Below are 19,703 nucleotides of genomic sequence, written 5' to 3' on the forward strand. Positions count from 1 at the left end.
GACGCCCTACTCCGCAGCCGCCTCCCCCGCCCGCGCATCCGTCAGCCGCTGGCGGGAGAGCCAGGCGGGCAGGCCCGCGCCGCCGGCGGTGGATGCCGCGGCGACGAGCGCCACGAGGGCGAACAGCGGCTGCGTCCACGGCCAGGGCGTCGCGCCGAGCAGCAGGTAGCCGCCGATGCCGCCGAGGAAGCGCAGGGGGCGGGCGACGAGCGCGGGCAGCGGTCCGCCGCGGTACCGCAGCTCCACGGCGATGTCGCCGACGGTGCGGCCGGTGGCGAGCACGAGCACGGCCCACACGACGATCGGCACGAGCGTCGAGGCGGTGGATGCCGCCGATCCGTCGAGCACGGCGGCGTGGTCGCCCGCGCCGTACTCGAGCCACACCTGCACCGCGATGCCGACGGCGAAGCTCAGCAGGCCCGCGGCGAGCGCGTCGCACAGCATCGCGAGCAGGCGGCGGGGCTTGGTCAGCGGGCGCGGCACCCCGGCATCCGTCACCTCGGCGTCGCGCCAGCGCCGCGGAACGAGAAGCGCGAGCAGCGAGCCGACGACGGCGCCCGTGGTGTTGGTGAGCAGGTCGCCGACGTCGAACATGCGGTACGCGCACGGGAACAGCCCCCACACGCCCGTGAGCTGCGTCGTCTCGATGAGCAGCGAGGTCAGGGCGCCCACGACGAACGCGACGAGGACGCCGCGCCGGGCGAGCACCCGCAGGAAGAACCCGAGCGGCAGGAACAGCAGCACGTTGAACACGATCTGCAGCAGCGCGAAGTCGGTGAGCGGATGTCCGCGGCCGATCGCGTCGGCGATGTCCTGCACGAACGGCTCGAAGCTCAGCACCGCGGGCGCGCATCGGTAGTCCTCGGACTGCGGCAGCGGCAGCAGCGTGTAGGTCCAGATCGCGATGAAGTACACGAGCGCCGCGGCCCACACGAGCCCGCGGCCGAGCGTGAGGCCGCCGCGCCGCCGGTAGCTGATCGCGACGAACGGCACGAACAGGGCGACGCCGATGACCGCGCCGAACAGAATCGCCACCGCGGCGGAGAACACTGCGTCGACCATCCTGACAGTCTCGCATCGACCTCGCGCGCGCCCTCACACCCCCGCCCACGCCGCATGCAGCCGGCCGTACACGCCGCCCTCGGCGATCAGCCGCCGGTGCGTGCCGCGCTGCACGATGCGGGCCGCGTCGAAGACGAGGATCTCGTCGGCGGCCTCGGCCGTGGCGAGGCGATGGGCGACCGTGACGCTCGTGCGGCCGGCCTGCAGGCGCTCGAGGGCCCGAGCGAGCTGCATGTCGAGAGCGGGGTCGATCGCCGACGTCGCCTCGTCGAGCAGCAGCAGCTCGGGGTTCGCGAGGCGCGCGCGCAGCAGTGCGACGAGTTGACGCTCGCCGGCGCTCAGCGACTCTCCGCGCTGCCCGACCTGCGTGTCGAGACCGTTCGGCAGCTCGTCCAGCCATCCGTCCAGGCCGAGCTCGTGCGCCGCCCGCCGCACGGCGTCCCGTGACCGCTCCGCACCGACGTTGTCGAGGAGCGTGCCCGAGAAGAGGTGCCCCTCCTGCGGCACGAGCAGCACGCGGCGCCGCAGCTCGGCGTTCGGCACGTCGCGCAGATCGATACCGTTCAGCAGCACGGCGCCTTCGTCGGGGTCGACGAGGCGCGCGAGCAGCCTCACGAACGTCGACTTGCCCGAACCGGTCTCGCCGACCACCGCGACCCGCGAGCCGGGCCGGATGCAGAGGTCGATGCCGTCCAGGGCACGCCGCGCCGCCCCCGCATCGTCGCCTGAGCCCGCACCGGCCCCGTACGCGAACCCCACGCGCCGGCAGCGGATCCCGATCGGCCCCGCCGGCGGCCGCGCCCCCGCGTCGCCCGGATCGGTCAGGTCGACGGGCGTGTCGAGGATGCCGATGACCCGCTTCCACCCCGCGAGCGCGTTCTGCATCTCGGTGATGATGCGCACGCCGTTCTGCAGCGGGGCGACGAAGAGCGTCGCCAGGAAGACGAACGCCAGCACCTCGCCGCTCGTGACCCGCCCCTGGATCCCCAGCCAGATGCCGACGAGCACGATCAGCGCGTTCGCGACGCCGGCGGCGAGCCCGCCGCTCGTGAACACCAGCACCGACACGGTCTGCGACCGGGTGCTGACGGCCTGGAACTCGGCGATCGAGCGGTCGATGCGCTGCTCGATGCGCTGCTCGATCGCGTGACTGCGCACGGTGCCGATGCCCACGACCGACTCCGCGATCGACGCCGTCATCCGGCCGATCGCTCGCCGTGCCGCCGCATACGACGCGGCGAGCATCCGCTGCACGAACGGCAGGGAGACGACCAGCGGCAGGAAGCACAGCCACACCACGAGCGTCAGCTCGGGGCTGTAGAACAGCATGATCACGGTCGCGACGACGACCTGGCCGGCGCTGACGATCGCGACGATGCCGCCCGACACGAGGAACCTGCTGATCTGGTCGACGTCGCCGGTCACCCGTGACACGAGCGCGCCGCGGCTCTCGGTCGCCTGGGTGAGCACCGACAGCTCGTGCACGTGCCGGAAGGCCGCCACGCGCAGCGTCGCCAATCCGCCCTCGGAGCGCTCGAACAGCCGTACCGTCATCCACCGCGTCGACAGCCCCGTCACGACGACGGCGAGCGCCGCCGCGGCGATCATCTGCGTGAGGTACGCGACGTCGACGCCCCCCGGCGCGTTGATGCCGTCGTCGAGGGCGAGCTGCACCGCGATCGGCACGATCGCCCGTCCCGCCGTTCCGACGACGGCGGCGAGGATCGTCACCCACAGCCCGCGCACGATCTCGGGGCTGATCCGGATCCCCTGCCGCAGCGCCTGCACGCCGGTGATCTCGTCGCCGCTGCGCAGACGACTGCGCGCACCGCCCTGTCGACCGCCGTCTCGACCGTCGCGCATCCCGCCCTCGCTCACGCGTTCTCCGCCCCGTGGTCGTAGGCGTTGAGCAGCCGCGCGTATCCCGGGCTGTCCGCCAGCAGCTGGGCGTGCGTTCCGCGCGCGGCGATGGCGCCGCCCCGCAGATACAGCACCTCGTCGGCGAGCGCAACCGTCGCTCTGCGATACGCGACCATGACGAGGGTCGCACCGCCGAGCGACGAGCGCAGCGAGGCGAGGATGCGCGCCTCGACCGCGGGGTCGATCGCGCTCGTCGCATCGTCGAGCACGAGCAGGCGCGGCCGGCGGACGAGGGCGCGCGCGAGCGCGATGCGCTGTCGCTGACCTCCCGAGAGCGTCGTCCCGCGCTCGCCGAGCCTCGTGTCGAGCCCCTCGGGGAGCGCCGCGACGAACCCGTCGGCCTGCACGGTGCGCAGGGCCTCCCACACCTCCTGGCGCGGGACCTCCCGATCGAGAGCGATGTTGCCGTAGACGGAGTCCTCGAAGACGAACGGGCTCTGCGGCACGAGCGCGACGTGCCGGGCGAGCTCGCCGTGCCGCAGCTCCCGCACGTCGACGCCGTCGATCTCGACGGCTCCGCGGTCGGGGTCGGCCAGGCGCGCGAGCAACGTCGTGAACGTGCTCTTGCCCGCCGCGGTCTCGCCGACGAGCGCGACGCAGCGGCCCGGCGGCACCTCCACGTCCACCCCGGTCAGCACCTCGTGACCGTCATACGAGACGCCGACGTCGACGAGGCGCACGGCGGCGCCGCGCCCGGCCTCCGGCAGCGTGCGCGAGCCGTAGCCGACGGCATCCTGCTCGTCGAGCACCGCGCGCACGCGCGCGTAGCCCGCGACGGATGCCGGAAAACCGCCGAACAGCCAGCCCAGCGACCGCAGGGGCGTGGATGCCACGGCGAGCAGATAGGCGATCGTGACGACGTCGCCCGCGGTGATCCGCCCGGCGGCGACCTGCACCCCGCCGATGCCGAGCACCAGCAGCACGCCGAGCGACGGGATCGCCTCCAGCGCGGGCTCGAAGAGGGCCCGGAGCCGGCCGATCCGCACGCCGATGTCGCGCACCTCGTCGACCTTGGCGGCGAAGCGCGCCGTCTCGGCATCCGCACGCCCCAGCGTCTTCACGACGAGCGCGCCGTCGAAGGACTCGTGGGCGATGTCGCTGAGCTCGGCGCGCAGCACCTGCAGCCTCGAGGTGAGCGGAGCGGAGAACCGGTGGTTGAGGATCGTGACGAGCGCGACGGCGGGGAACACGAGCAGGCCGACGACCGCCATGATCGGATCGATCACGAGCATCTGCACGACGGCGAAGACGAGCATCGTCGCGATCCCGACCGCCATCGGCAGCTCGGACAGCGGCATCCACGCCGTCTCGACGTCGGAATTGGCGTTGGAGAGCAGCTGTCCCGTCGGCCGGCTGCGATGCCACGACATCGGCTTTCTCAGATACTGGGCCGTGACGCGTCGCCGATAGCTCGACTGCAGGCGGAACTGCATGACCTTCGCGCCGAGCCAGCGGCCGAAGATGCCGACGGCGCGCAGGATCGCCAGACCCACGAAGACGACGAGCACGGCGGCCACGAGGTGCCCCGGCACGACCTCGCCGGTCGCGAACGCGGGCAGCAGCACGTCTTCGGTCGCCCAGCCGAGCGCCCAGGCGTCGAGCGAGGTGAGCGCGCCGAAGAGCACGCTCGCGACGGTCGCGACGAGGAACACGCCGGGCTGCTCGCGCACGGCGACGCCGAGGATGCGGATGCCGTCGCGCAGGCGCGCGCTCTCCTTTCCGGAGAGCGCGTCGGCGGCGGAGGGGATGTCGCGAGTGCTCATCGGAGGACGCGGGTCAGGATGCCATCGCGCGCCCCGGCGCGAAGTACAGGTGCGGGTTGCCCTTCCAGTCGTGGCGGGCGACCTCGATCCCGTAGACGGAGCTGATGAGCTCCGGCACGAGCACCTCGCCGGGCCGGCCCGCGGCGACGACCGCGCCCTCCTGCATCACGGAGAGCGTGTGACAGTACCGGCCGGCGAGGTTGAGGTCGTGCAGCACGGCCACGGCCGTGACGCCCAGCTCGGCGACGAGATCGAGCAGCTCGTGCTGGAAGCGCACGTCGAGGTGGTTCGTCGGCTCGTCGAGCAGCAGATGCGGCGCGCCCTGCGTGAGCGCTCGCGCCAGGGCGACGCGCTGCCGCTCTCCGCCCGACAGGGTGCTCACCGTGCGCTCGACGAGGTGCATGGCCTGCACGCGGCGCAGAGACTGCGCCGCGACCTGCCAGTCGTCGTCGGTGAAGCTCGCCCACGGCCCGCGCTGGGCGATGCGTCCGAGCATGACCGACTCGATCACGCGCAGCTGACCCGGGGAGTCCTGGTGCTGCGCCACGAGAGCCACCCGATGCCCGAGCTGCTTCGGGCGGGCGTCGCCCGCGCCCCATGTGACGTCGTCGATGCGCACGTCTCCCCGCTCGCACTTCTGCAGCCCGGCCATGACGCGCAGCAGCGTCGTCTTGCCGCTGCCGTTCGGGCCGACGATGCCGAGGATGCGGCCGTCGTCGACGCGCACGCTCGCCTCCCGGACAGCGGTCTTGTCGCCGAAGCGCACGACCGCGCCCCTCACCTCGATCATCGTCGGCCCTCCCCGCTACTTGCTCAGGCCGGCGAGCTGCCCGGCCAGGCGCTCCAGACCCACGACGGAGTATGCGCCCGCGGGGTCGATCATCGCCGGCTGCGTCGTGAGCAGCCGGTCCTCCTTCAGCGCCGTGAGCGCGTCGGCGCCCGGCACGGCGCGCAGCGCGTCGATGGCGGCCTCGGCCGTGCCGTCCTCGGGATACACGACGACGATCACATCGGGGTCCTGCGCCACGAGCGACTCGATGCTGATGTCGAAGCCGCGGCCTTTCTCGTCGCCGAACACGTTGCTCAGCCCGAGCACCTCCAGCTGCGACGTCGCCACGCTGCCGGCGCCGTAGCTCTTGAGCACGCCGGTCTTGTCGGGCCAGATGAACGCCGCCGTCGCGAGATCGCCGACGTCGGCCGAGGCCGCCGCGACGCGCGCCTTCATGTCGTCGACCGAGGCGGCCGCCGCATCGGGGTGCCCGAAGATCCGGCCGAACACCTCGACCTGCGCGTAGGCGTCGTCGAAGCTCACCGTCTGGGGCGCGTTCGGGCACCATGCGGGCAGCACGTACATGGGGATGCCGACCTCGGCGAGCGTCTGAGGATTGATGGTCTGGCCGTTCGACCCGATCACCAGGTCGGGCGCGAACTCGACGATCGCCTCCCGCGTCAGGTCGGCCTGGATGACCTTCTCGGTGAGCGGCTCGATGTCGGCGAAGTGCGCGCGGATGTCGTCGCTGAACCAGTCTCCGGAGAACTTGCCGGAGTACTCGGTGACCTGCTCGAGACCGCCCGCGGCCTCGATCGAGCCGAGCGGAACGGTGGTGAGCACCATGACCTTCTCGGGCTGCGCCTCGATCACGAGGTCGTCCCCGCAGTTGTCGACCGTGACCGGGTAGGCGGCCGTCTCGGCGGGAGCGGCGGCATCCGCGGTCTCGGTGGCGGCCGTCTCGGCGGCGTTCCCGGCGGCGGCGTCGTCGGGGGCAGCGTTTGCGCACGCCGAGACCGACAGTGCGAGACCGACGAGGGCGACGCCGGCGGCGCCGCGGCGCAGCAGTGAGCGGGTCGTCGAAGGGGCGAAGGTGAGCGTCATGCTTCTCTCTCTGGGTTGCGGGGAAGGGGTGTTGCGGGGGTTCAGACGGCGCCGTCGCGCATGCGCGCGACGTGCCGCACGAGCAGCGGCGTGCCGACGAGCGCGGTGACGATGCCGATCGGCAGCTCCTGCGGCACCAGCACCATGCGCGCGGCCACGTCGCTCACGACGAGGAATCCGGCGCCGAGCAGCGCGGCCGTGGGGATGAGGATGCGGTGCGGCGATCCGACCGCGCGCCGCGCGAGGTGCGGCACCACGAGGCCGACGAAGCCGATCGCGCCGACGACCGAGACCGTCACCCCGACGAGCGCGGCGCTCAGCAGCAGCAGGCGACGACGCAGGCGATCGGGGCGGATGCCGAGCGTCTCGGCCGTCTCGTCTCCGAGGTCGAGGGCGTCGAGGCCCCGCGCCGATCCGATCAGCACGGCGATGCCGAGCACGATCACGACGGCCATGACGCCGAGCGACGAGGGCGACGACATCGCGAGCGATCCGAGCAGCCAGAACATGACCGAGCGGGCGCCCTCGGCCGTGTCGGACGCGAAGATGAGGAAGCTCGTGCCGGCCTGCAGCAGATAGCCGACCGTCACCCCGGCCAGCAGCAGGCGCATCGAGGTGGGCCGCCCGCCGGCATGGGACAGCAGCAGCACGATGCCCGTCGCGACCGCGGCCCCCACGAACGCGCTCGCCGCGAGGCCGAGCGACGTCGCGAACAGCGCGGTGCCGAACAGGATCGCCGCGGCGGCGCCCGTCGACGCGCCGGCGCTCACGCCCAGGATGTAGGGGTCGGCGAGGGGGTTGCGCACCAGCGACTGCAGCGTGGCCCCGGTGGCGGCGAGCGCGGCGCCCGCGAGCAGGCCGACGAGCACGCGCGGCAGGCGGATGTCGAGCACGATGGTCTGCTGCGCCGTGGCCCAGGTCTCCGGATCGCCCCAGCCCGTCGCACCCCACCAGAGGATGCGCAGCACCGTCGCGGGGTCGATGGGCGAGGGGCCGATGCCGAGCGACACGATCGCCGCGGCGATCACGAACACCCCGAGCAGCACCATGCGCAGCACCCGGCCGCGGCCGCGGTGCACCGCCTTCAGGTTCGGCTCCTCCCCGGCGATCGCGACGCCCCGTTCGGCGTCTCTCGTCGTCGTGCTCATCGTGCCGCCCGCCCTCTCATCGCAGCGTCCATTCCGTCGCCTCCGTGCGCTCGCTGCAGAACCGCGCGTAGGTGGGGCTCTGCGCGAGCAGCTCGTCGTGGCCTCCCTGCGCCTCGACGCCGCCCCGGCCGTCGAGCACGACGATGTGGTCGGCGTCGCGGATGAAGCTCAGCCGGTGCGCGACCATGACCACGGTCCTCTCGCCGCGCAGCGCCGCGAGACCGCGCTGGATGAGCTGCTCGTTCTCGATGTCGAGCGCCGAGGTGGCCTCGTCGAGCAGCAGGATCGGGGCGTCCTTGAGCAGTGCGCGCGCGATCGAGAGGCGCTGCCGCTCACCGCCCGACAGCGTCGCTCCCCCGGCACCGACCGGGGTGTCGAAGCCCTTCGGCAGCCGCGCGGCGATCTCGGTCACGCCGGCGAGGTCGGCTGCCCGGCGCGCCTCGTCGTCGCTCGCACCGGGCCGGCCGAGGCGGATGTTGTCCAGCAGGCCGCCCTCGAACAGGTAGACCTCCTGGAACACCATGGAGAGGCCGCCGAGCAGGTCGCCGCCGCGCACGTGCCGCACGTCGGCGCCGCCGATGCGGACGGCGCCGCCGTCGACGTCCCAGAACCGGGCGATGAGGCGCAGCAGCGTGCTCTTGCCCGACCCGCTGGGACCGACGATCGCGGTCGTGCGGCCGGCGGGAACGCGGATGGAGACGTCGCGCAGCACCGGCCGGCCCGGCGCGTAGCCGAAGTCGACGTGCTCGAAGGCGATGCCGGCATCCTTCGGCCGCTGCGCCGTCGCCTCGTCGGGCTCGGGCAGCACGGAGGATGACAGGATGGCGTCGAGGTCGGCGAGCACGTTCTTCGAGAGCTCGATCCCGCGCCCGAAGGGGAGCGAGCGCAGCACCATGCCGGCGAGCACCGTGAGCACGACGACGAGCGCGACGTAGGCCTCGAAGGCGAGCGCCCCCGTGAACAGACGGGCGGTGGCGGCCACCGTGCTCAGCGCCAGGAACGCGTACACGGTGAGGTTCATCATCGTGTTGCCCCACCCGCGCCGGTCTTCGGAGACGCGCTTCGCCGCCGCCTGGTCGTCGACCGACGCGCGCACCGCGCGCTCGGCGAGGGAGTCGCGACCCGCCGCGCGCACGGCGGGCTGGTGCTGGGCGAACTCGAGGATGCGGGCGCTGCCCTCGTCGTTGGTACGGTCGACCTCGCGCTCGATGAGATGGTTCGCGCGGTGGACGCGCCGGTAGACGATGACGACCGCGAGAACGCCGAGCACCGCGAGCCCTCCGACGACGGGGTCGAAGACGCACAGCGCGGCGACCGTGAGGGCCGGCGCGAGCAGCCCGCGCGCCATGCTGCGCACGAGTCCGCTGGGCGCCTTGGCGACCATGGGGATGCCGCGGGCCGCGACCGCCGCGACGCCGCCGGCCCGCTCGGCCGTGAACCAGCCGAGCGGGAGGCGCACGATGTGCTCGGCCATCACGGCGTGCAGGCGCACGATCTGCTGCATCGCGCCGCGCGTGACGATCATGCTGATCACCCACTCCAGGGCGACGAAGGCGACGCCGAGCGCCGCGATCCACGTCGCGATCGCGGGTGCGCGATCGCGCGGGGCGGAGCCCGCGGGCGAGAGCAGCGCTTCGATGAGCGGCACGAGCAGGGCGAGGATCGCGGCCACCAGCACCGCGGCGAGCGTCACGAGCACGAGCAGCAGCCACAGCGACCGGCGCGTCTCCCCGCTGCCCAGGCGCAGGAGCGTGCGGATCATGCCGATACCCCCTTCAGCCGTTCCCGGGCACCGGCGTAGGCGCCCCAGGTGCGGGCGTAGCCGCCGCCCGCCGCGAGCAGCTCGTCGTGCGCGCCGACCTCGACGATGCGACCGCCGTCGAGCACCGCGATCTGGTCGGCGCCCGTGACGGTGTGCAGACGGTGCGCGATCGCGAGCACCGTGCGGTCGCGGGTCAGCACCGACAGGGCGCGCTGCACGGCGGCCTCGGAGTCGGGATCGGCGTACGCGGTCGCCTCGTCGAGCACGAGCACGGGGGCGTCGGTGAGCAGCGCACGGGCGATGGAGAGTCGCTGCTGCTCGCCGCCCGAGAGCTGGGCGTCCACGCCCACGATGCTGTCGTAGCCGAGGGGCAGCTCGAGGATGCGACGGTGGATCTGCGCGGCCTCCGCGGCGGCGCGCACCTCGTCGTCGGTCGCGTCGGGACGGGTGAGCGCGATGTTGTCCCGCACCGACATGCGGAACATGTAGGGCTGCTGGAAGACGAAGGCGACCGCGTCGTAGAGGGTCGGGCCGCCGATCTCCCGCAGGTCGACGCCGCCCAGGCGCACGGCTCCCGCGTCGGGGTCGAGCAGGCGCGGCAGCAGCGCGGCGAAGGTCGACTTGCCCGACCCCGAGGGGCCGACCAGCGCGGTGAGCGTGCCCGGCCTCAGGGTGAGGCTCATGCCGTCGATCGCGACGGGACCGTCGGGGTAGCGGAAGGTGACGGCATCCACCTCGACCGCGGCCTCTCGCGCGCCGACGATCTCGCCGTCTGTCCCTTCCCCCTCCGGCTGCTGCGGCAGCTCGAAGAACTCGTTCAGATCGGAGGCCGCCGCGTTCGCGTTGCGGAACTGCTGGATCATGCCGACCGCGAGCGAGAGCGGAGCCGACAGGCCCGCCGCGAGGATGAGCGCGGGCACGACCAGCAGCGGGTCGAGGCCCGTCGTCAGCACCGCCCACGCCCCGCCGACGCCCATGACGGCGACCGCGAACGCCGGCGAGGTGAAGGCGCCGATGAGCGCGAACCCGCCGCGGGTCGCGTGCACCCACGCCTCGTAGGAACGGGCCATCGCCCGGGATGCCCGGGCGAACCGCGGGTAGCCGCGCTCCTGCGCGCCGAACAGCTTGATCGGCTCGATGCCGCGGATGAGCTCGACGACCGCCGCGTTGAGGTCGCCGAGACGCGCGGCGTAGTCGCGGGCCCGCTCGTCGCGGCCGCGCAGCACCATCGGCAGGGCGAGCGCCGCGAGCGTGAGCGGAACGAGCGCGATGAGGCCGAGCACCGGGTCCCACCAGAACAGCAGCGCAAGGCTCACGAGGGGCGTGACGACGGATGCCGTGAGGTCGGGCACCAGGTGCGCGACCAGCTCGTGCACGCGGAAGACATCATCCTGCACGAACTTCTTGACACGCCCCGAGCCGTTGCGGGCGAACCAGTCGAGCGGCAGTCGCTGCAGATGCGTGATCTGGCGGTGGCGCAGCGAGCGCCCGAAGCGGTTGTCGGCGTGGTGCGCGATCTTCGACGCCTCGCGGGTGAGGAGCTCGCCCGCGAGAGTGGCGGTGATCAGCACGAGCACGAGCGCCCACGCGGTCGCCGCGCCGTCGCCGGTGACCCTCCAGCCGTCGAGCTGGCGCAGGAGCAGCAGCACGATCACGGCCTGCGCCACCTTGACGAGGGCGCCCAGGGCGCCGAAGACGCCCGCGCCGACGATCGCCGGGCGCTCGGCCTTGGCGAGACGCCAGAACGTCATGCGCTCGGGGGCTCTCGAAGGAGACGTACTGAGAATCATTACCATTAAACCTATCAGCAGGAACCAGCGGGAATCCGCGCCGTCCGTCGGCGGTCGCCGGGCCTCGCCGGCGGCGGCGCGCGCTCAGCCGGCGGAACGCGCCGACCTGCTCGACCCTTGCTCGACCTCTGCTCGACTCTATTGATTTAGGCCAGCCTCACCTATCCCCGATCTTGGGGATGGCGCCGGCCCGTCATAAGGGATACCAGGGGGAGTATTCCTCGAGCCAGAACCCGCGGCCCGCCGTACCCTAGAAGGGTGAGCACCATCCCCGTCGCCCCGGCCGCGCCCCTCGACGCCGCGGCGCTGCGCGCCGACTTCCCGATCCTCGGCGAGCGCATCGGCGACCACCCGCTCGTCTACCTGGACTCGGCCGCGACGAGCCAGAAGCCGACCGCGGTGCTCGACGCCGAGCGCGACTTCCTCACCCACGCCAACGCGGCCGTGCACCGCGGCGCGCACACCCTCGCGGCCGAGGCGACCGATCTGTTCGAAGACGCCCGGGCGACGGTCGCCGGCTTCATCGGCGCGGCGCCCGAGCAGCTCGTCTGGACGAGCGGCGCGACCATGGGCCTCAACCTCGTCGCCTACGCGATCGGCAACGCGTCGGCCGGACGCGGCGCCCCGGCATCCGCGCGCTTCGCACTCGCTCCCGGCGACCGCATCGTCGTGACCGAGATCGAGCACCACGCCAACCTCATCCCCTGGCAGGAGCTCGCGGCGCGCACGGGCGCGACGCTCGCGCACATCCCCGTCTTCGACGACGGCACGCTCGACCTCGAGGCCGCCGCGCGGCTCATCGACGACCGCACGCGCATCGTCGCCTTCACGCACGTGTCCAACGTGCTCGGCATCGTCAACCCCGCCGCGGAGCTGATCGCCCTCGCGCAGCGCATCGGCGCGACGACGGTGATGGATGCCTGCCAGTCGGCGCCGCACGTCCCGCTCGACCTGCCGGCGCTCGGCGTCGACCTCGCCGTGTTCAGCGGGCACAAGATGCTCGGCCCCTACGGCGTCGGCGGACTCTATGGCCGCGCCGACGTGCTCGAGGCGCTGCCGCCGTTCCTCACGGGCGGGTCGATGATCACGACCGTCACGCTCGACGACGCCGAGTACCTGCCGCCGCCGCAGCGGTTCGAGGCGGGCACGCAGCCGGTCGGCCCCGCGATCGGGCTCGCCGCGGCCGTGCGTTACCTGCAGGGCGTGGGCCTCGACGCCGTGCACGCGCACGAGCAGCGGCTCGCGGCGCGCATGCGCGAGGGGCTCGCCGAGATCCTCGGCATCCGCCTGCTCGGCGACGCCGCCGCGGAACGCGTGGGCCTGTGGGCGTTCGACGTCGAGGGCGTGCACGCGCACGACGCGGGGCAGTACCTCGACGCGCGCGGGGTCGCCGTGCGCGTGGGCCACCACTGCGCCGCGCCGCTGCACCGCCGGTTCGGGATGACGGCGTCCGTGCGCGCGTCGGCGGCGCTGTACAACACCGACGACGACGTGGACGCGTTCCTCGAGGGCGTCCGCGGCATCCGTCCCTACTTCGGAGTCGCCTCGTGAGCCTCGATTCCCTGTACCAGGAGCTGATCCTCGATCACTCGAAGCACCCGCACGGCAAGGGCATCGATCCCGCCGACGGGCGTTCGGCGATCTCGTACCAGAAGAACCCGATCTGCGGCGACGAGGTCACCCTGCAGGCGCAGGTGTCCGCCGACGGCTCGCACGTGACCGCCGTCGCGTGGGAGGGCACGGGCTGCTCGATCTCTCAGGCGTCCGCCTCGATGCTCGCCGCGCTCGTCGCCGAGGACGCGGGCGACGACGGGATGCCGCGCGAGCAGGCGCTCGCCCTCATCGAGGGCTTCCGCGAGGCGCTGCGCTCGCGCGGGCGGATCGCGCTCGACGAGGAGACCTTCGCCGACGCTGCGGCCCTCTCGGGCGTGTCGAAGTTCTCGGCCCGGGTCAAGTGCGCGATGCTCGCGTGGGTCGCCCTCGAAGACGCCCTCGCACGCGCGTAGCCGGCTCACGGCCCGCCCGGCGGGTTCTCAGGTGCGGCGTGTACAGTGGTGCGGTCGGCTCTGGACACCGCGCCGTGCGCGGATGGGTTTGTGAGTCCAAGGGGCCGATGGTGAGCGTCGAATCGCGACGCGCATGAACCATCACTGTGAATGGCCCCGGCCGACGACTGTCCGGGTTGCCCGCGTGCGCGGGCGCTGTTCTCGTGCGTAGAGAACCCAGAAGGACACACCCATGCCCAAGAACAAGAAGCCGGCCGGCGGCCGCGCTCAGGACTTCGAGCCCCGCTACGGCAAGAAGACGCCGTACCAGGACGCCAAGCGGCGCCCCGGTCAGTCGTCCGCCGGCAAGCCCGGCAGCAAGAGCCCCGGTCACCGCGGCCACCGCCCCGACGAGCAGGCGGCGGGGCGCAAGCCGCGCTGGACCGCGCAGGAGCGCGCGGGCCGCGACGAGGCCCGCGGCATCCGCACCCACCGCCCGCACGCGCAGGGCGAGCGCTCGTTCGACGACCGCCCCCGCCGCGAGTACGACGACCGCCCGCGCCGCTCGTACGACGCGGAGCGTCCCCGCCGCTTCGACGCCGACAGCCGCCCCGCCCGCGACGACCGCCGCGGCTACGACGGCCCGCGCCGCGACGACCGTCCCGCGCGCCAGGGCGACGGCCGCCGCTCGTTCGAGGACCGTCCGCGTCGCGAGTTCGACCGCAACGACCGCCCGCAGCGCTCCTTCGACGACCGGCCCCGCCAGGGCGACGACCGCCCGCGCCGCTCGTACGACGCCGACCGCCCGCGCCGCGAGTACGGTGCCGACAGCCGCCCGGCCCGCGACGACCGCCCCCGCCGCGAGTTCGACCGCAACGACCGCCCGCAGCGCTCGTTCGACGACCGGCCCCGCCGAAACTCCTTCGATTCCGACCGTCCGCGGCGTTTCGACGCCGATTCGCGCCCCGCGCGCGACGATCGGAGGAGTTACGACACCCCCCGCGACGACCGCCCCCGCCGCTCGTACGACGACCGTCCGCGTCGCTCGTTCGACGACCGCCCGCAGCGCTCGTTCCGCGACGACCGCGCACCCCGCCGCGACGACCGCCCGAACCGTTCGGATTGGGCGGCGGACCAGAAGGCGCACGAGGAGCACGTCGACGTCGTGCACGAGCGCCTGCAGGCCGAGGCCGTGGACGCCGGCACCGTCGAGCAGGCGTCGTTCGCCGACCTCGGCCTGGGCCAGAACATCGTCCAGCGCCTCGCCGAGCTGGGCGCCCCGAGCCCCTTCCCGATCCAGGCCGCCACGATCGGCCCGATCCTCGAGGGTCGCGACGTGCTCGCGCGCGGACGCACCGGCTCGGGCAAGACGATCGCGTTCGGCGCCCCGCTCGTGGAGTCGATCCTGCGCTCGCAGGCCGGCCAGCGTCGCGAGTTCGGCCGCTCGCCGAAGGCGCTGATCCTCGCGCCGACGCGCGAGCTCGCGCTGCAGATCGACGGCACCGTGCAGTCGCTCGCGCGCAGCGTCGGCCTGTTCACGACCCAGATCTACGGCGGCGTGCCGCAGGCCCGCCAGGTCGGCGCGCTCAAGAAGGGCGTCGACATCATCATCGGCACCCCGGGCCGCATCGAAGACCTGCAGAACCAGGGCAAGCTCGACCTCTCGCAGGTGCAGATCGTCGTGCTCGACGAGGCTGACCACATGAGCGAGCTCGGCTTCCTCGAGCCGATGCAGCGCATCCTGCGCCTCGTCGCCGACGGCGCGCAGAAGCTGCTGTTCTCGGCGACCCTCGACCGCGAGGTCGCGGCGCTCGTCGACGAGTTCCTCGTCGACCCGGCCGTGTACGAGGTCGCCGGCGAGACGCAGGACACCGGCACGATCGATCACCGCGTGCTCGTGATCGACCACCGCGACAAGGCCGAGATCCTCTCGTCGCTCGTCGACCGCGACGGCAAGACGCTCGTCTTCGCCCGCACCCGCGCCTTCGCCGAGATGCTGTCCGAACAGTTCGAGGACGCCGGCATCGCCGCGGTCGCCCTGCACGGCGACCTCAACCAGGCCAAGCGCACGCGCAACCTGCAGCGGCTCACGTCGGGCAAGGTGAGCGTGCTCGTCGCGACGGATGTCGCGGCCCGCGGCATCCACGTCGACGACATCGACCTCGTGATCCAGGCCGACGCGCCCGACGAGTACAAGACCTACCTGCACCGCTCGGGCCGCACGGGCCGCGCGGGTCGCGAGGGCACGGTCGTCACGCTCATCACGCGTCAGCGCCGCCGTCGCATGCAGGAGCTGCTCAAGCGCGCCGAGATCGAGGCGCCGTTCGAGGAGACCCGCCCCGGCGACGACCTCATCGAGGAGCTGGCCGGCCGCCAGCTCGCCGACGTCACCGCGTAACCCTTTCTCGTTCTCGCCGAGTCAATCCCCCATCGTCGAGTCAACCCCCGCGCCACGCGTGCGGGGGATTGACTCGGCGCGCGGGGGTTGACTCGGCGGCATCGAGACGACCGCACGCAGCAAGGCGCTGAGCCCCGAGGGGCTCAGCGCCTTGCTGCGTCAGAAGAGCACGGGGTGCTCGGGAGGCCGGGTCGGGATGACGGGGCCCGGGGTCGTGGCGCGCTGTCGCGGCAGGTCGTCCTCGCCGACGCGGCCCGAGAGGCCGTGGCGGCGCAGCAGCGGACGCACACGGGCGGCGAGCTGCTTCCGGTACCCCACGGGCGCGTTCGCCGCACGACCCGGGTACAGGCCGCGATACGCCGGCAGCAGGTCGGGACGCTCGCGCTCGAGCCACTGCCAGAACCACTGCCGCGCCCCGGGCCTCAGGTGCATCGTTCCGAAGATCACGCTGCGCGCGCCGGCCGCGGCGATGCGTGCGAGGGCGTCGTCGAGCACCTCGGGGTCGTCCGTGAGGTGCGGCACGATCGGCATGAGGAAGACCGTGACGGCGAATCCGGCATCCGCCGCCTCGCGCACGGTGTGCAGCCGTGCCGCGAACGACGGGGCTCCGGGCTCGAGCATCGCGCGCAGCGGCTCGTCGGCGATCGCGATCGACATCGACAGCCGCACGTCGACGGATGCCGCGGCGTCGGCCAGCAGCGGCAGGTCGCGCCGCAGCAGCGTGCCCTTCGTCAGCACGGAGAACGACGTGCCGCTGCCCGCGAGGGCGTCGATGATCTCGGGCATGAGCCGATAGCGGCCCTCCGCTCGCTGATACGGGTCGGTGTTGGTGCCGAGCGCGACGGGCTCCCTGCCCCACGTCGAGCGGGCGAGCTCGCGCCGCAGCACGTCGGCGACGTTGACCTTGACCACGATCTGCTCGTCGAAGTCGCGTCCCGCGTCGAGGTCGAGGTACTCGTGCGTGTTTCGGGCGTAGCAGTAGAGGCAGGCGTGCTGGCATCCGCGATAGGGGTTGATCGTCCAGCGGAATGGCATGACCGACGCCGCCGGCACGCGATTGAGCGCCGATCGCGCGAGCACCTCGTGAAAGGTCATGCCGCGGAACTCGGGGGTCGTCACGCTGCGCACGAGACCGCCCCACGCCTCGAGCCCGGGCAGCGCCGCGGGGTCCTCCGCACCCGCCGCCTGTCCCTGCCACCGCATGTCGCAAGTAGAACATATGATCGAGTCTCATGCAAGCCGTGCGTGATGTTCATCGAAAGCGTGGATCACTGTCGACGGGCGAAACGATTCGTGAATCCGGCTTCAGGGAGAGGGGTCACAATAGAGGCATGCCGAAGCCCCATCCGTCGCGCCGTGACGTGCGCGCGCTGGCCGAGCTGCGGGGCGAACGCGAGGCGGCCGAACGTGCCGCGCAGGAGCACGCGGAGGCGTCGACGGGCGCGGCGGACACCGGCTCGGGACCGTCGGCGACCGCCGGCGCGCTCCCGCCCGACACGTCGGACATCGAGACGTGGGCGGCCGCGAAGCGCGCCCAGTGGGAGGCGGCGCGGCGCGCGGAAGCCGACCGCCAGGCGGCGGAACGCGCCGAGCGCGACGCCGCCAGACGGGCCGAGCGCGCGACGACGGAGCGCGCGGCCGCGGAACGGGCCGAGGCGGAACGCGTGGCCGCGGAACGGGCGGCCGCCGAGCAGGAGGCTGCGGAACGGGCGGCGCAGGACGCCGCGGAACGCGCCGAGCGTGCGGCCGCGGAGAAGACCGAACGCGAAGCCGCGTCACGTGCGGCAGAAAACGCACGTGACGCGGCAGAACGCGCCACGGCCGAGCAGGCGGCGCACGAACGGGCGGCGCGCGAGGCGGCGCGGAGCGCCGGGCTCGACACCGCGGAGCTCGCGCAGTGGACCGCCGCCAAGCGCGCCCAATGGAACGCGGTCGAGCTGGAGTCGTGGGCCTCGCAGAAGCGCACCGAGTGGGAGGCCGCGCGACGCGAGCGCGAGGAGCAGGAGCGCGAACGCGCAGAGCAGGAAGCGCACGAACGCGCCGAGCAGGCGGAACGCGAACGCGCAGAGCGCGAGGAGCAGGAGCGCGCCGAGCGTCGCGCCCGGGAGCGGGAGGAGCGCGAGACCCGCGAACGCGCCGAGCTCGAGCAGCGCGAACGGCTCGAGCGACGCGAACAGCAGGAGCGCGAGGCCCGCGAGCACGAGCAGCGGGAGCGCGAACGCCGGGCGCTCGAGTTCGAGGCGCTCGAGCGAGCGAGGCGCGAGCAGCAGGCACGCGCCGAGCGGGAGGCCCGCGAGACGGCCGAGAACGAGGCTCGCGAGCGCGAAGCCCGGCAGCGCGAGGACCGGGAGCGCGCCGCCCGCGAAGAGCGCGAGCGCGACCCGCGCCCCGCGACGACGCCCGTGAGCGCCGCGACGACGAGCGCGGATGCCGACGATGTCGACGACGACGCCGATCTGTGGGTCGCCACGACCTTCGCCCGCCCCGTCCCCGCGGCCGCACGGACGCCCCACCGCCCTGCAGACGCCGCTGGCGCCGCTGGCGCCCCAGACCTCGCCAACACCGCCGACACCGACCATGCCGACGCCGACGCGGCATCCGATCTCACCTCGCCGCTGGTCGGCACGGCCGCGTTCACGGTTCCGGCCTTCGGATCGTCGCAGCCGCTCGACACGTCGCTGCGCGCCGCGCTGTTCACGGCATCCGACATCGACGCGCGCGGCGGCAGCTCTCTCTCCCGCGACGCGAACGCGCTCTTCGCGAACGCGACCGAGTCGACGGCGCTCACCGGCTTCGACGACGACCTCGCCGACGGCCGCTTCCTCGCCGTCCCTCCCGCGATGCCCGCGAGCCCGAACGCGGCGCCGTGGGCATCGGCGCGCTGGGAGGCGCTCGCCCAGCGGATCCCGCTGGCGCGCCGCGTCGCCCCGCGCACGCTCGCGATCGGCACGGCCGTGCTCGCCGTGGCCGCGATCGCCGTCGTGACCGTCGTCGCGATCACCGGCGCCTTCTCGGCGCGCGACAGCAGCACGGCCGACGTTCCGCCGCCGCAGGACTCGTCGGCGCCCCTCCACTCCGACGCGACGCCCGAGGCCCCGCTGCCGACCGCCGGCGCGCTCGACGCACCGGTCATCGAGTCCGCGGCCCCGGCCGTCACGTGCGACGACCCCGCGGTCATCGCGGCGCTCGCCGAGGGGACGGATGCCGACGTCATCGCGGCCTTCGGCGGCGGCGGGCCGTTCCGCGCCCGCGTCGCCTCGGGCGAGGCCCCGTGCGTGAACCTCACCGAGCCCGGCCGCACCTGGATCGTCGTGAACAAGCAGTTCGGCATCACCGAGCCGGGCTACCTCCCCGAGCTCGTCTACGCGGAGGGGGCGCGCAACACCGTCGACGGCGAGCTGCGCGCCGACGTCGACGCCGCGCTCGCGGAGATGAACGCGGCATCCATCGCGGAGGGCGCGGGCGAGCTCGGCATCGCGAGCGCGGCGCGGGCCGACTGGTTCCAGCAGCGTCTGCACGACAACGACGCCGCCTCCAACGGTCTCGAGTCCGCCGACGAGTCGACGGCACGGGCGGGGCACAGCGAGCACCAGACGGGACTCGCGGTCGACCTCATCGCGTGCGACGGCGGCTGCGGAACGATCGAGGGCTTCGGCGACTCGCCCCAGGGCCGCTGGGTCGCGGTCAACGCGTGGCGCTTCGGGTTCATCGTGCGGTACGAAGACGGCTTCACCGGCACCACGGGCTACATGCCCGAGCCGTGGCACCTGCGCTACATCGGCCTGGAGCTCGCGCACGCGTACGCCGAGGGCGGCTACCGCACGCTCGAGGACTTCTTCGGCCTCCCGGCCGCGCCCGACTACGTCGACTGACACCCGGCGAGGCGCCCGACGGCGTCGGCGGATGCCGGACGCCGCCGCGCAGGCGTCGGGCATCCGCGGTCGCGGGAATAAGCACGGCATACCCGGAGCCGACGTCGGCGCCCCCGCCTAGCGTGGGGGG

The 19,703-nt window shown here is 73.3% G+C and carries 13 protein-coding genes; 4 read left to right on the forward strand and 9 right to left on the reverse strand.

Going from position 1 to position 19,703, the window contains the following annotated elements:
• Positions 1 to 6: 6 nt before the first annotated feature.
• The 8 genes from AOA12_RS20610 to AOA12_RS20645 are packed head-to-tail and all read right to left on the reverse strand — an operon-like array spanning position 7 to position 11,279.
• On the reverse strand, positions 7 to 1,062 hold the full coding sequence (locus AOA12_RS20610; protein WP_054686618.1) for a VanZ family protein: 1,056 nt from the start codon (positions 1,060 to 1,062) through the stop codon (positions 7 to 9).
• Between the two features lie 33 nt (positions 1,063 to 1,095).
• The gene (locus AOA12_RS20615; protein WP_054687285.1) at positions 1,096 to 2,925 is read right to left on the reverse strand and encodes an ABC transporter ATP-binding protein; all 1,830 of its coding nucleotides are present in this window, start codon (positions 2,923 to 2,925) and stop codon (positions 1,096 to 1,098) included.
• Between the two features lie 11 nt (positions 2,926 to 2,936).
• On the reverse strand, positions 2,937 to 4,745 hold the full coding sequence (locus tag AOA12_RS20620; RefSeq protein ID WP_054686619.1) for an ABC transporter ATP-binding protein: 1,809 nt from the start codon (positions 4,743 to 4,745) through the stop codon (positions 2,937 to 2,939).
• A gap of 13 nt (positions 4,746 to 4,758) precedes the next feature.
• Entirely contained in the window at positions 4,759 to 5,535 is a 777-nt protein-coding gene (locus AOA12_RS20625; RefSeq protein WP_054686620.1) for an ABC transporter ATP-binding protein, read from the reverse strand.
• Between the two features lie 15 nt (positions 5,536 to 5,550).
• The gene (locus tag AOA12_RS20630; RefSeq protein WP_054686621.1) at positions 5,551 to 6,618 is read right to left on the reverse strand and encodes an ABC transporter substrate-binding protein; all 1,068 of its coding nucleotides are present in this window, start codon (positions 6,616 to 6,618) and stop codon (positions 5,551 to 5,553) included.
• Between the two features lie 41 nt (positions 6,619 to 6,659).
• A complete protein-coding gene (locus AOA12_RS20635; protein WP_054686622.1) occupies positions 6,660 to 7,766 on the reverse strand; it encodes a FecCD family ABC transporter permease in 1,107 nt (368 codons plus the stop codon).
• 16 nt (positions 7,767 to 7,782) lie between these two features.
• Complete coding sequence (locus AOA12_RS20640; RefSeq protein ID WP_054686623.1) at positions 7,783 to 9,528, reverse strand: ABC transporter ATP-binding protein; 1,746 nt, start codon at positions 9,526 to 9,528, stop codon at positions 7,783 to 7,785.
• Entirely contained in the window at positions 9,525 to 11,279 is a 1,755-nt protein-coding gene (locus AOA12_RS20645; RefSeq protein WP_054686624.1) for an ABC transporter ATP-binding protein, read from the reverse strand. The genes AOA12_RS20640 and AOA12_RS20645 overlap by 4 nt, the downstream gene beginning before the upstream one ends.
• Positions 11,280 to 11,576: 297 nt before the next feature.
• Between AOA12_RS20645 and AOA12_RS20650 the strand changes: the two genes are divergently transcribed.
• The 3 genes from AOA12_RS20650 to AOA12_RS20660 all read left to right on the forward strand — a co-directional run bounded on the left by AOA12_RS20650 (position 11,577) and on the right by AOA12_RS20660 (position 15,701).
• Positions 11,577 to 12,869, forward strand: coding sequence for a SufS family cysteine desulfurase (locus tag AOA12_RS20650; protein ID WP_054686625.1), 1,293 nt, complete (start codon positions 11,577 to 11,579; stop codon positions 12,867 to 12,869).
• Positions 12,866 to 13,324: a Fe-S cluster assembly sulfur transfer protein SufU gene (gene sufU, locus AOA12_RS20655; protein ID WP_054686626.1), complete on the forward strand. Its 459-nt coding sequence runs from the start codon at positions 12,866 to 12,868 to the stop codon at positions 13,322 to 13,324. Before AOA12_RS20650 ends, sufU begins: the two co-directional genes overlap by 4 nt.
• Positions 13,325 to 13,556: 232 nt before the next feature.
• Positions 13,557 to 15,701 carry a DEAD/DEAH box helicase gene (locus tag AOA12_RS20660; RefSeq protein ID WP_054686627.1) on the forward strand — a complete coding sequence of 715 codons (2,145 nt, stop codon included), beginning with the start codon at positions 13,557 to 13,559 and terminating at the stop codon, positions 15,699 to 15,701.
• 159 nt (positions 15,702 to 15,860) lie between these two features.
• Here the strand turns inward: AOA12_RS20660 and AOA12_RS20665 are convergent, their stop codons facing one another.
• Complete coding sequence (locus AOA12_RS20665; RefSeq protein WP_054686628.1) at positions 15,861 to 16,904, reverse strand: Rv2578c family radical SAM protein; 1,044 nt, start codon at positions 16,902 to 16,904, stop codon at positions 15,861 to 15,863.
• Between the two features lie 128 nt (positions 16,905 to 17,032).
• Here AOA12_RS20665 and AOA12_RS20670 point away from each other — a divergent pair, with 128 nt between their 5' ends.
• The gene (locus AOA12_RS20670) at positions 17,033 to 19,573 is read left to right on the forward strand and encodes a M15 family metallopeptidase (protein WP_054686629.1); all 2,541 of its coding nucleotides are present in this window, start codon (positions 17,033 to 17,035) and stop codon (positions 19,571 to 19,573) included.
• The last annotated feature ends 130 nt before the right edge of the window (positions 19,574 to 19,703 follow it).

Origin of the sequence: Microbacterium sp. No. 7 (assembly GCF_001314225.1) — a bacterium.
Taxonomy (GTDB): Bacteria; Actinomycetota; Actinomycetes; order Actinomycetales; family Microbacteriaceae; genus Microbacterium.